This is a genomic window from Streptomyces sp. NPDC089424, from assembly GCF_044749345.1.
In the GTDB taxonomy this organism is placed as follows: Bacteria; Actinomycetota; Actinomycetes; order Streptomycetales; family Streptomycetaceae; genus Streptomyces.
Genome location: NZ_JBIVHU010000004.1, coordinates 405,273 through 417,732, shown reverse-complemented (window position 1 = coordinate 417,732; position 12,460 = coordinate 405,273). Strand labels below are relative to the sequence as shown.

General features: G+C 71.4%; 11 protein-coding genes. 5 read left to right on the top strand and 6 right to left on the bottom strand.

All coding sequences use genetic code 11. From position 1 onward, the window contains the following. Positions 1-30 precede the first annotated feature (30 nt). The 3 genes from grpE to ACIP2X_RS21575 form a co-directional block, all read right to left on the bottom strand. Positions 31-690 (bottom strand): nucleotide exchange factor GrpE, encoded by a 660-nt coding sequence (grpE, locus tag ACIP2X_RS21585; RefSeq protein WP_401675456.1) that lies wholly within the window; start codon positions 688-690, stop codon positions 31-33. Continuing rightward, entirely contained in the window at positions 687-2,525 is a 1,839-nt protein-coding gene (gene dnaK, locus ACIP2X_RS21580; RefSeq protein WP_401675453.1) for a molecular chaperone DnaK, read from the bottom strand. The genes grpE and dnaK overlap by 4 nt, the downstream gene beginning before the upstream one ends. Before the next feature lie 94 nt (positions 2,526-2,619). Then, the gene (locus ACIP2X_RS21575) at positions 2,620-3,648 is read right to left on the bottom strand and encodes an MraY family glycosyltransferase (protein WP_401675450.1); all 1,029 of its coding nucleotides are present in this window, start codon (positions 3,646-3,648) and stop codon (positions 2,620-2,622) included. A 205-nt stretch (positions 3,649-3,853) separates the two neighbouring features. Here ACIP2X_RS21575 and ACIP2X_RS21570 point away from each other — a divergent pair, with 205 nt between their 5' ends. The 3 genes from ACIP2X_RS21570 to ACIP2X_RS21560 all read left to right on the top strand — a co-directional run bounded on the left by ACIP2X_RS21570 (position 3,854) and on the right by ACIP2X_RS21560 (position 9,075). After that, positions 3,854-6,136 (top strand): (Fe-S)-binding protein, encoded by a 2,283-nt coding sequence (locus tag ACIP2X_RS21570; protein WP_401675447.1) that lies wholly within the window; start codon positions 3,854-3,856, stop codon positions 6,134-6,136. Between the two features lie 689 nt (positions 6,137-6,825). Beyond that, the gene (sigJ, locus tag ACIP2X_RS21565) at positions 6,826-7,770 is read left to right on the top strand and encodes an RNA polymerase sigma factor SigJ (protein WP_401675444.1); all 945 of its coding nucleotides are present in this window, start codon (positions 6,826-6,828) and stop codon (positions 7,768-7,770) included. Positions 7,771-7,884: 114 nt separating this feature from the next. Then, positions 7,885-9,075: an NAD(P)/FAD-dependent oxidoreductase gene (locus ACIP2X_RS21560; RefSeq protein WP_401675441.1), complete on the top strand. Its 1,191-nt coding sequence runs from the start codon at positions 7,885-7,887 to the stop codon at positions 9,073-9,075. 9 nt (positions 9,076-9,084) lie between these two features. Here the strand turns inward: ACIP2X_RS21560 and ACIP2X_RS21555 are convergent, their stop codons facing one another. Further along, the gene (locus ACIP2X_RS21555) at positions 9,085-9,408 is read right to left on the bottom strand and encodes a GYD domain-containing protein (RefSeq protein ID WP_401675438.1); all 324 of its coding nucleotides are present in this window, start codon (positions 9,406-9,408) and stop codon (positions 9,085-9,087) included. A gap of 306 nt (positions 9,409-9,714) precedes the next feature. On the opposite strand from ACIP2X_RS21555, the gene ACIP2X_RS21550 reads away from it, so the two are divergent. Then, on the top strand, positions 9,715-10,365 hold the full coding sequence (locus tag ACIP2X_RS21550; RefSeq protein ID WP_401675436.1) for a hypothetical protein: 651 nt from the start codon (positions 9,715-9,717) through the stop codon (positions 10,363-10,365). Positions 10,366-10,432: 67 nt separating this feature from the next. On the opposite strand, the gene ACIP2X_RS21545 is transcribed toward ACIP2X_RS21550, so the two are convergent. Then, positions 10,433-10,762 carry an antibiotic biosynthesis monooxygenase family protein gene (locus ACIP2X_RS21545; RefSeq protein ID WP_401675433.1) on the bottom strand — a complete coding sequence of 110 codons (330 nt, stop codon included), beginning with the start codon at positions 10,760-10,762 and terminating at the stop codon, positions 10,433-10,435. A 158-nt stretch (positions 10,763-10,920) separates the two neighbouring features. Between ACIP2X_RS21545 and ACIP2X_RS21540 the strand changes: the two genes are divergently transcribed. Then, complete coding sequence (locus ACIP2X_RS21540) at positions 10,921-11,829, top strand: Yip1 family protein (protein ID WP_401675431.1); 909 nt, start codon at positions 10,921-10,923, stop codon at positions 11,827-11,829. A 96-nt stretch (positions 11,830-11,925) separates the two neighbouring features. Here the strand turns inward: ACIP2X_RS21540 and ACIP2X_RS21535 are convergent, their stop codons facing one another. Then, entirely contained in the window at positions 11,926-12,423 is a 498-nt protein-coding gene (locus tag ACIP2X_RS21535) for a phosphoribosyltransferase (RefSeq protein ID WP_401675428.1), read from the bottom strand. Positions 12,424-12,460 lie beyond the last annotated feature (37 nt).

The following is a 12,460-nucleotide window of genomic DNA, read 5'->3' as shown; positions in this document are numbered from 1 at the left end:
CGACGTCCCTCCTCTCTCATCCGTTCAACGTCAGCCCTCGTCCGGGCCACCGCTCTCCTTGTCGTCGGCCTGCGCGTCGCCCTCCTCGGCGGGCTTCACGGTCTGCGCGCCCGGCTGGGGCTCGGCGACCGCCACCCGCGCGGGGCGGATGGTGCGCTCGCCGATGCGATACCCCGGCTGGAGGATCGCGACGCAGGTCGTCTCCGTGACGTCCGGCGCGTAGGAGTGCATCAGGGCCTCGTGGATCGTCGGGTCGAAGGGCTCGCCCTCCTTGCCGAACTGCTGAAGGCCCATCTTGGCCGCCACGGTCTCCAGCGACTCGGCGACGGACTTGAAGCCGCCGACCAGCTCGCCGTGTTCCCGGGCCCGCCCGATGTCGTCGAGGACGGGCAGGAGCTCCGTCAGGAGGTTCGCGATCGCGATCTCCTTGACGGTGATCCGGTCACGCTCGACCCGGCGGCGGTAGTTCTGGAACTCGGCCTGGAGCCGCTGGAGGTCCGCGGTGCGCTCGTTGAGCGCGGTGCGCGTCTGGTCCAGCTGGGCCACCAGGGCCGCTGTCTGGTTCGCGTCCCCGGCCGGGGCCGCCCCCTCCTCCGGGGAGGGGGTGGCGGCCTGCGGCTCGGCGTCGTCAGGAGTGGCGCCGGAGGGGACGTCGGGCTTCTCCTCGAAGCCCGGGGTCTCCTCCGTCACGCGGCACCGTCCTTGCGCTCGTCGTCCACGATCTCGGCGTCGACCACGTCGTCGTCGGCCTTGGGCTGCTCGGACGCGCCGCCCGCGGCCGCCTGCGACGCCTGGGCGTCGGCGTACATCGCCTGGCCCAGCTTCTGGGAGACGGCCGCGACCTTCTCCGTGGCGGTGCGGATCTCGGCGGTGTCCTCGCCCTTGAGCGTCTCCTTCAGCTCGGCGATGGCGGCCTCGACCTCGGTCTTGATCTCACCGGGGACCTTGTCCTCGTTGTCCGCGAGGAACTTCTCGGTCTGGTAGACGAGCTGCTCGCCCTGGTTGCGGGACTCGGCGGCCTCGCGGCGGCGGTGGTCCTCCTCCGCGTACTGCTCGGCCTCCTGGCGCATCCGGTCGACCTCGTCCTTCGGCAGCGAGGAGCCGCCGGTGACGGTCATCTTCTGCTCCTTGCCGGTGCCGAGGTCCTTCGCCGTGACGTGCATGATGCCGTTGGCGTCGATGTCGAAGGCGACCTCGATCTGCGGGACGCCGCGCGGCGCCGGGGGCAGACCGGTCAGCTCGAACATTCCGAGCTTCTTGTTGTACGCCGCGATCTCGCGCTCGCCCTGGTAGACCTGGATCTGCACGGAGGGCTGGTTGTCCTCGGCGGTGGTGAAGATCTCCGAACGCTTGGTCGGGATCGTCGTGTTGCGCTCGATGAGCTTGGTCATGATGCCGCCCTTGGTCTCGATACCGAGGGACAGCGGGGTGACGTCGAGGAGCAGGACGTCCTTGACCTCACCCTTGAGGACACCGGCCTGGAGGGCGGCGCCGATGGCGACGACCTCGTCCGGGTTGACGCCCTTGTTGGCGTCCTTGCCGCCGGTAAGCTCCTTGACGAGCTCGGCGACGGCGGGCATGCGGGTGGAGCCACCGACGAGGACGACGTGGTCGATCTCGCCGAGCTGGATGCCGGCGTCCTTGATGACGTTGTGGAACGGCGTCTTGCAGCGCTCCAGCAGGTCCGCGGTCAGCTGCTGGAACTGGGCGCGGGTGAGCTTCTCGTCGAGGTGCAGGGGGCCCTCGGCGGAGGCGGTGATGTAGGGGAGGTTGATCGAGGTCTCCGTGGAGGAGGACAGCTCGATCTTCGCCTTCTCGGCGGCCTCGCGCAGACGCTGCAGCGCCATCTTGTCCTTGGCCAGGTCCACGCCGTGGCCGGACTTGAACTGCTGCACCAGGTAGTCGACGACGCGCTGGTCCCAGTCGTCACCACCGAGGTGGTTGTCACCGTTGGTGGCCTTCACCTCGACGACACCGTCGCCGATCTCCAGCAGCGAGACGTCGAACGTGCCGCCACCGAGGTCGAAGACCAGGATGGTCTGGTCGTCCTTGTCGAGGCCGTACGCCAGGGCGGCGGCCGTCGGCTCGTTGACGATGCGCAGGACGTTCAGACCGGCGATCTCACCGGCCTCCTTGGTGGCCTGGCGCTCGGCGTCGTTGAAGTACGCCGGGACGGTGATGACCGCGTCGGTCACCTTCTCGCCCAGGTAGGCCTCCGCGTCGCGCTTCAGCTTCTGGAGCACGAAGGCGCTGATCTGCTGCGGGTTGAAGGGCTTCCCGTCGAGCTCGATCTTCCAGTCCGTGCCCATGTGACGCTTGACCGACCGGATGGTCCGGTCGACGTTGGTCACTGCCTGGCGCTTGGCCACCTCGCCGACCAGCACCTCGCCGTTCTTGGCGAAGGCGACGACGGACGGCGTGGTCCTGGCACCCTCGGCGTTGGTGATGACGGTGGGCTCGCCGCCCTCCAGAACGCTGACGACGGAGTTAGTCGTGCCCAGGTCGATGCCGACCGCACGTGCCATGGTTGATTCCTCCAGCTGACTTGAGTGGAACAGGCTCAAGTGTGCATGACGCCCGCGCTGGGGTCAACAGACCTGAGTCGTACCGACTCAACTCTTATCCGTTCCTTACACGCAGGTGCCCTGTGACCTGCAAGGACGCGGCGGAGTGCGCCGAGGTTCCCGTCAGCCGACCGCGCGTCTTCACCCTCAGCAGTCCCAGTACGAGGAGCAGCTCGGCGCCCGCGACGCCGAGGACGGCGACCGGGCCGGCCCACCCGGTGTGCACCAGGACGCCGACGAGCGCCCCGGCGAAGGCGAGGGCGCCGAGCACCACGGTCACCCCCTGGGGGGTGAGTCCCAGCCGGCGCAGCCGGTGGGCCAGATGGTCGGGGCCGGGCCGCCCCGACAGCCGCCGCACCAGCACCACGAGCAGGACGTCGGCGCTCACCACGGCGGTGAACGCGAACAGCGGGCCCGCTGAACTCCCGGGCGCGTACCCCGCACGGGTGAGCACAACCGCGGCGGCGAGCACGAACCCGGTGAAGAGCGACCCGCTCGCGCCGAAGGCGATACGCGCGGGCGGCCAGTTGTGCATCAGGAACCCGGTCAGCGCCGCCGCCAGCACGCTCAGCAGCACCGCGAGCCCGTCCATCAGTTCGATCGCGGCGCACGCCCCCACCCCGAAGGCGGTCACCACTCCGACGGTCCCCACCAGCGCGTCCGCGTGATCGAGCGCCCGGAACGCCACGGCGACGGCGGCGATCCAGCCGACGGCCAGCACCCCGCCGACGACTCCGACCTCCTCGTAGGGCACCACGCAGGCCGCCGCTCCCGCCGCGCCGCACAGCAGCAGCCGGGACCGCAGTCGCCACAGGTCGGCCAGCAGACCGAGCAGGGCGACCGCCCCGGCGGCGACCAGGAGCCTGCCGACGCCGGGGCCGAGCGGCGCGACGCCGGTCCACTCGCCCGTGCCCGCGACGGCGAGGGTGGCGAGGACGACGGCCACCCCGCCGAGCAGCGGTACGGGGCGGGTGCGGCGGCGCCGGTCGAGCAGTCCGAGGCGCAGCGCGAGGGCGCGCAGGACGGCCGTGAGCAGCGAGGCGAGGAAGAGGGCCGCGACAGCGGCGGCGATGCCGTAGAGCACGGTCTTAAATTAGGCGTGAATCTATCAATTTGGTACGAATAACACGTTCGGTTCGTGAGGTAACGCGTTCCGATCGTGAGGCAACCCTCAGCGATTCAGATCACTCCATGCCTGGCTACAGTGCGACGAGGGATGCGGGTAGTCTCAGACGGACTGGGTAAGTTACCGCTTAGTAATCTCCCTCGCAGGCCCGAGGAGCCCCCAAATGCAACTCGCCGCGATCATCGTGTCGCTGGTCCTGACCGTGGTCGGCGTCGCCCTGCTCGCGCGCGCCGTCGGTCAGTTCGTCCGGTACTTCAAACTGGGCCAGCCCGTACCCGCCGGCACCCGGACCGACAACCCCTATCAGCGCAGCGTGACGCTGGTGCGGGAGTTCCTCGGTCACACCCGCATGAACCGCTGGGGCGTCGTGGGCGTCGCGCACTGGTTCGTGGCCGTGGGCTTCCTCACGCTGCCGCCGACCCTGGCCCAGGCGTTCGGCCAGCTCTTCCAGGCCGACTGGGTGCTGCCGGTCATCGGCGGCTTCCTGCCGTTCGAGCTGTACATCGAGTTCATCGGCGTGATGACGATCCTGGGCATCGCCGTCCTCATCGTCATCCGGCTGCTGAGCCTGCCGTCGCGGCCCGGCCGCAAGTCCCGCTTCGCCGGCTCCAAGTCGGGCCAGGCGTACTTCGTCGAGTACGTCATCCTGACCATCGGCCTGGCGATCTACGTGCTGCGCGGCCTGGAGGGCGCCCTGCACCACGTGGACCACTACGAGGCGTCGTACTTCGCGTCGTACCCGCTGGTCCTCGCCTTCAAGGGGCTCGGCGTCGGCACCCTGCAGAACCTGGTCTACCTGGTCGCCATGATCAAGATCGGGACCTCGTTCGTCTGGATGATCGTGGTCTCGCTGAACACCAACATGGGTGTGGCCTGGCACCGCTTCCTGGCGTTCCCGAACATCTGGTTCAAGCGCGAGGCGACCGGCGGGACGGCGCTGGGCGCCCTCCAGCCCATGACGTCGGGCGGCAAGCCGATCGACTTCACCGACCCCGGTGACGACGACGTCTTCGGCGTCTCCCAGGTCGAGCAGTTCTCCTGGAAGGGCCTGCTCGACTTCTCCACCTGCACCGAGTGCGGCCGCTGCCAGTCGCAGTGCCCCGCCTGGAACACCGGCAAGCCGCTCTCCCCCAAGCTCCTGATCATGTCGCTGCGCGACCACGCGCACGCCAAGGCGCCCTACCTGCTGGCCGGCGGCGGCAAGACCATGGAGGGCGAGGAGAAGGCCTCCGAGGAGCAGCTGGCCGGGGTCCCCGCCGCCGCCCTCGCGGAGGCCGAGCGCCCGCTGATCGGCACCCTCGAAGAGAACGGCGTCATCGACCCGGACGTCCTGTGGTCCTGCACCACGTGCGGCGCCTGCGTGGAGCAGTGCCCGGTGGACATCGAGCACATCGACCACATCGTCGACATGCGGCGCTACCAGGTGATGATCGAGTCGGCGTTCCCGTCCGAGGCGGGCACGATGCTGAAGAACCTGGAGAAGAAGGGCAACCCCTGGGGCCTGGCGAAGAAGCAGCGCCTGGAGTGGCTCAAGGAGGTCGACTTCGAGATCCCGGTCGTCGGCAAGGACATCGAGGACCTCACCGAGGTCGAGTACCTGTACTGGGTGGGCTGCGCCGGCGCCCTGGAGGACCGCGCGAAGAAGACCACCAAGGCCTTCGCGGAGCTGCTGCACATCGCGGGCGTCAAGTTCGCGATCATGGGCGGCGACGAGAAGTGCACCGGTGACTCCGCCCGCCGCCTCGGCAACGAGCCCCTCTTCCAGGAGCTCGGCATGGAGAACGTCATGGCACTGAACATGGCGTTCGGCGAGGAGATGGACGACGACGGCAAGGTGACCGAGGAGTCCCGCAAGCCCAGGTCGGCCAAGAAGATCGTCGCCACCTGCCCGCACTGCCTCAACACGATCGGCAACGAGTACCCGCAGATCGGCGGCGACTACGAGGTCATCCACCACACCCAGCTGCTCCAGCACCTGGTCGACGAGGGCAAGCTGGTCCCGGTGACCCCGGTCGAGGGCATCATCACCTACCACGACCCCTGCTACCTGGGCCGCCACAACAAGATCTACACGCCGCCGCGCGAGATCATCGCCGCCGTCCCGGGCGTCCGCAACGAGGAGATGCACCGCCACAAGGAGCGCGGCTTCTGCTGCGGCGCCGGCGGTGCCCGGATGTGGATGGAGGAGCGGATCGGCAAGCGCATCAACAACGAGCGCGTCGACGAGGCCCTCTCCCTCAATCCGGACATCGTCTCCACCGCCTGCCCGTTCTGCCTGGTCATGCTCACCGACTCGGTCAACGGCCGCAAGAACGAGGGCACCGCCAAGGAGTCCGTCCAGGTCGTCGACGTCGCCCAGCTCCTCCTCGACTCCGTCAGGACCCCGGTCACCCCGGAGGGCACGGCGGACACCGAGAGCGAACCGGAGCCCGAGCCGGTCAAGTAGCCGACCCGCCGGCCCCGAGGCCACCGCACCCCCACCGAGGCCCCCGTCCTGTCCGGACGGGGGCCTCGGCGCGGTGTCCTGGCCGGACGGGGGGTGTCGGTCCTGTCCCGCCCGGGGCGGAGGGCCTCGATCCCGTCCCAACCCGGCCGGGGGCCTCGATCCCGTCCCAACCCGGCCGGGGGCCTCGATCCCGTCCCACCCCGAGGGGGAGCCTCGGTCCTGCCCCGGCCCGGGCGACGGAGTCGGTACTGTCCCGCCTCGAGCGGAGGGCCCCGATCCCGCGTCCCACCCCAGCCGGGGGCGCCGGGCCTGCGAAGCCCTGGGCGGAGGGCCTCGGCCCTGCCCTGGCCCGGAGGGGGGCCTCGGTCCTGCCCCGGCCCGGCGGAGGCGTCGATCCCGTCCTACCCCGGCCAAGGGCGCCGGGCCTGTCGCGGCCCGGCGGAGGCGTCGGTCCTGCCCCGCCCCGGGCGGAGGCCTCGATCCCGTCCCAACCCGGCGGGGGGGCGCTGGCCCTGTCGCGGCCCGGCGGAGGCGTCGGTCCCGTGCCGCCCCGGGCGGAGGGCCTCGGTCCTGCCCCGGCCTGGGCGGGGGCGTCGGTCCTGTGCCGCCCCGGGTGGAGGCCTCGATTCCGCCCACCCCTGGCTGAGGCGGAAGCGTCGGTCCTGTGCGGCCTCGCTAAAATCCGGTCCATGGCCCTGACGGTGAACGACGTCGACCGGTTCGAGGCATTCAGGCCCCGCCTGGAGGCCATCGCCTACCGGCTGCTCGGCTCCGCGAGCGAGACGGAGGACGCCGTGCAGGAGACGTTCCTGCGCTGGCAGGCCGCCGACACCGGCCACATCAGGGTCCCCGAGGCCTGGCTGACGAAGGCCCTCACCAACCTGTGCCTCAACCAGCTCACCTCGGCCCGCGCGCGACGCGAGACCTACGTCGGCCAGTGGCTCCCCGAGCCCCTGCTGGCCGGGGACCCGATGCTCGGTCCCGCCGACACCGCCGAACAGCGCGAGTCGGTCTCGTACGCCGTCCTCGCCCTGCTGGAGCGCCTGTCCCCCGGCGAGCGGGCGGTGTACGTGCTGCGGGAGGCGTTCGACTACCCGCACCGCGAGATCGCCGAGATCCTCGACCTCACCGAGGCGGCCAGCCAGCAGATCTTCCACCGCGCCAAGAAGCACGTCGCCGACGGCAAGGCCCGCAGCGAGATCGACGCGGCCGCCGCCCGGCGGGTCGTCGACGAGTTCCTCGCGGCCGCGACCAGCGGCGAGACCGAGCCGCTCGTACGGCTGCTCACCCAGGACGCCGTCGCGATCGGCGACGGCGGCGGCAAGGTCCCGGCCCGCGCCAAGGCCTTCGAGGGCGCCCTCGCGGTCGCGAAGTTCATGCGGGGCCTGTTCAAGCCGGCCAAGTCGAAGCGCGACCTGGTCGGCGGCTCGCCCGGGATCCACGTCACGACCGCCAACGGGGGCCCGGCGATCGTGGCCGTGCTCGACGGCCGGGTCGTCGGCGTCGTATGCCTGGAGATCACCCCCGAGGGCATCGCCGCCTTCCGCAGCCAGGTCAACCCCGACAAGCTGGAACGCGCGACCAGGCGGTGGGCGGCCGGGGAGCACGGCGCTCCGCTGTTCCACGCCTTCTGATGTGGGAGGTGTGCGCCCGCTCAGCGATGTGAGCTGCTTCACAAGCCGTTCCTGTCAGGAAACGACGGGCCGCCCGGTTCAAGGGGCGAACCCGCTCAAGACAGGAGCCTTCAGATGCAGCACCGCATCATCGTCCTCGGAGCCGGATACGCCGGAGCCGTCGCCGCCGGTCGCCTCGCCAAGCGGCTGCGCCGCGAAGACGCCGTCATCACCCTCGTCAACGCCGAACCCGACTTCGTCGAACGCGTCCGGATGCACGAGCTGGCGGTCGGCCGGCCCCTCAGGCCCCGGCCCTTCAGCGAGATGTTCGCGGGCACCGGCGTCGTACTGAAGATCGCGAAGGTCACCGGCGTCGACGCCGACCGCAAGACCGTCGCCGTCACCGGCACGGGCGGCGCCGAGGAACTGGTGTACGACACCCTCGTGTACGCGCTCGGCAGCGGCTGGAACGGCCAGGGCGTCCCCGGCACCGCCGAGCACGCGTACGAGATCGCCTCCCGCCCCGGAGCGCTGCGGCTGCGCGAGCGACTGGCCGGGCTGGACGCCGGGGAGCGCGTGGTCGTGGTCGGCGGCGGACTCACCGGCCTGGAGGCGGCGACCGAGTTCGCCGAGGCCCGGCCGGACCTCGACATCGCCCTCGCGGCGAGCGGCGGCCTCGGGGACTGGCTCTCGCCCAAGGGCCGCGGTCATCTGCGGAAGGTCTTCGGCAAGCTCGGGATCACCGTCCACGAGAACGCCACCGTCACCGGCGTCGGACCCGACCACGTCGTCACGGCCGACGGCACGTCCGTCCCGGCCGCGGTCACCGTGTGGACGACCGGCTTCACCGTCGACCCGATCGCGCGGGCCACCACCCTGAAGGCCGGCGGCACGGGCCGGATCGTGGTCGACGCGACCATGCGGTCCCTCTCGCACCCGGACGTCTACGTCATCGGCGACGCGGCCGAGGTCGCGGGCCCCGGCGGCAAGCCGCTGAGGATGTCGTGCGCGTCGGGCATCCCCACCGCGTGGCAGGCCGCCGACGCCCTCGCCGCCCGCCTGACCGGCGGCAAGCTCCCGAACGCTCCGCTGCGCTACTTCAACCAGTGCGTCTCGCTGGGCCGCAAGGAGGGCGTCATCCAGTACGTCACCGCCGACGACCGTGCCAAGCGGGCGGCGCTGACCGGACGACTCGCGGCCGTCTACAAGGAGTTGGTCTGCAAGGGCGCCGCGTGGGGCGTCGCCAACCCGACCCTCGGGCTGCCGAGCAGGCGGCGCCGCGTCGTCGGCGCGACGACGGCCGCGCCGTCGCGGTCCGCTGCCTGACAGGCGCGGTCACGCGCCGCCGGGGGCGCGGAAGGTGACCGGCCGGCGGGTGGCCTCGTCGATCTCGTCCAGCGTCAGAAGCGGGGTCGCCCGCGTCCGGAGCGCGCCGCTGGCCTTGACGGTGAGGCTGACGGCGGCCATGGAGACGGGATCGGGGAAGTCGACGATGATCAGGAGGTCGTCCTCCCCGAAGGCGAAGTACATCGTCTCGACGGTCCCGCCGAGCCCGGTGACGACCTGCTCGACGGCCGCACGCCGCCCGCTCGCACCTTCCTTGAGCAGCCCCTTCGTGCCCTCGGGCGTATAGGTGGCCTGGATGAGGAACTTCGCCATGGGGGTACTCCCTGCCAGCGCTGGTCGGGTGTGCCCCTTGGCCCTTCCCGCTGCCCGCCGCGGGCCCACGCACCGAGCACCCGGATTCACTCGTTGGACCCCCGGCCCCGGCAGCGGTGGCGGGGGGACGCGCCGGTACCGGGGCGTGACGGAACCGAGACCCACCCGCATCCCGCTCCCCACAACCCCCCACCCGGCCCACGTGTCTAGGAACGAGTCACTCGCCGGCGGCGCGCCGGCGGCATCCGTCGCCGCGGAGCGGACGGGTGCCGGCCCGTGACTCGTCCGTCGAGGAGAGGATGCGCGATGCCCGGTCTCAGAGGTGCGTCGGTGATGGCGGTCATGGGTGGGGTCCTGGTGCTGACCGGATGCCAGGAGTCGCCGGACTCCGGATCCGCCGCCGTGGCCCCTTCCGCCGCACCGTCCCTGAACGCCTCCCCGGTCGCGGACACCACCGCGAGCCCGGCGCCCACCCGCTCACCCGCGACCCCGGCCACCCCCACGAGCCCGGCCGCCGCCACCCCCGTACCGTCGCGCACCTCCGCCGCCACGGACACGGCCGCGTCGCCCACCCCCGCCGCGCCCCGCCCGGCCCCCGCGAGCGACCCCGGCTGCCACAACCTCGCCGCCACCCCCGAGGTGAAGGCCGCCGTCACCGACGCCTACCGGCGCGGCTTCCCCCGCTTCAGCCACATCCAGCCGGTCCCGCAGCAGTTCTTCTACGGCCGGTGCGGCGACGTCCGCTACGCCGCGACCCGCTTCCAGGCCACCGCCGGCGCCACCCTCGACGAACTCGTGTCCCTCCAGGACGAGGGCAGCGCCACCAAGTACTTCAGCACCGCTTCGACGGGTGCCTGGACCTACGTCGCCGGCGACAGCTTCCCCCGTGGGGCCGGGGGCTGCGCCGACATCCCGCAGATCCCCGCGGCCCTCTCGGAGACATGGGGCAACTGCTGAGCCGCACGGCCCCGGGCCGCCACCGGCCCACGGCCGCGGCCGGCCGTGCGAGTGCCCCCTTGCCCCGTTAAGCCTTGGGCCCGGCCTGCTGCACCACGTCGAACGACCACAGCGTCGACCCCGACGCGGCGGGCCGGGGCCGCTCCCCGCCCTCCCCGGACCCCGCACCCTGGTGGGCGGCCTTCATCGGCCCCTCCATCCACGCCTGGAACGACTCCTCGTCCCGCCACCGCGTGTACACCAGGTAGTCGTCGGTGCCCTCGACGGGGCGCAGCAGCTCGAACCACTCGAAGCCGTCGGAACCCTCGACGGCGTGGGCGCGGGAGGCGAACCGCTTCTCCAGGACTTCCCGCTGCTCGGCGGGAACGGTCAGCACATTGATCTTGACTACGCTCATGGCTCCATCCTCCCCCGTGTCCGCGGCCGACGACGTCCGGGCGGGGCGTGGCGGACCCGTAGGGGACGTCCGTAAGGGATGTCACAGCTCGGCAGCAAACCCCGGTACGGAACCCGGGCCCCGCCCACCGCTTCCCGAGACCAGGTACGTTCGATGGCGTGGCTGGATTCAGGATCGGACGGGGCGGCCGGAACGACCGCGCCCCGCACACGCGACCGCAACACCCCCCGCACGGACAGCAGGCGCCGGGGCCGTCGTACGGCTACCCGCAGGCCCCGCAGCACCCGCACCCAGGGCAGCAGAGCTACGGGAACGCCGGCTGGCAGCAGACGAACGGCGGGTACGGCGGTCCGGGCGGCGGCGAGCCGGAGTACTTCGGCGACGACGGCGCCTACCACCAGCAGGGCGGCCCGGACCCGTACGCCGCGAACAACCCGGGCCACACGCAGGTCTTCTCGGTCGGCGAGGACCCGTACCACCAGAGCGGCACGTACCACGCCGGCGCGGCCCCGGCCGCCCCGATCGGCCCGCGCCTGCACTGGAAGGACCTGCTGAGGGGCATCGTCATGGCCCCCAACCAGACCTTCCTGCAGATGCGCGACTACACGGTGTGGGGCCCGGCCCTCATCGTGACCTTCCTCTACGGCCTGATCGCGGTCTTCGGCTTCGACGGCGCGCGCGAGGACGCGATCAACGCGACCCTGTCCAACGCCATCCCGATCGTCCTGACCACGGCCGTGGCGATGGTGCTCAGCGCGTTCGTCCTGGGCGTGGTGACCCACACCCTGGCCCGCCAGCTCGGCGGCGACGGGGCGTGGCAGCCGACGGTCGGCCTCTCCATGCTGATCATGTCCATCACGGACGCCCCGCGTCTGGTCGTCGCCACGTTCCTGGGCGGTGACGCCCCCTTCGTCCAGATCCTCGGCTGGGCCACCTGGGTCGCGGGCGGCGCCCTGCTCACGCTGATGGTGTCCAAGTCGCACGACCTGCCGTGGCCGAAGGCGCTGGGCGCGTCGGCGATCCAGCTGATCGCCCTGCTGTCGATCGTGAAGCTGGGCACGGTGTAGCCCACGCTCTCGGCAATCCCGGGCAATCCGCGAGGAAGGGCCCCCGGCGATCCCGCCGGGGGCCCTTTCCCGTGCGTCGCCCGGCCGGCCGCCCCCTCAGGCGTCGAGCACCTGCCCGGAACGCTTCACCACGGGCGGCTGGACGGACCACGGGAAGTTGATCCACTCGTCGGTGCGCTTCCAGACGTACTCGCACCGGACGAGGGAGTGCGGCTTCTCGTAGATGACGGCGGAGCGCACCTCGGCGACGGCGTCGAGGCAGAAGTCGCGCACGAGCTTGAGCGTCTTGCCGGTGTCGGCGACGTCGTCGGCGATCAGGACCTTCTTGTCCGAGAAGTCGACGACGTTGGGGACGGGCGCCAGCATGACCGGCATCTCCAGGGTGGTGCCGACGCCGGTGTAGAACTCGACATTCACCAGGTGGATGTTCTTGCAGTCGAGGGCGTAGGCCAGCCCGCCGGCCACGAAGACCCCGCCGCGGGCGATGCTGAGCACTATGTCGGGCTCGTACCCGTCGTCCGCGACGGCCTGCGCCAGTGCGCGCACGGCGACGCCGAACTGCTCGTAGGTGAGGTTCTCTCGTACGTCACTCATGTCACTGATGCCACTCTGTCGTTCGGGGCTGGGCGCG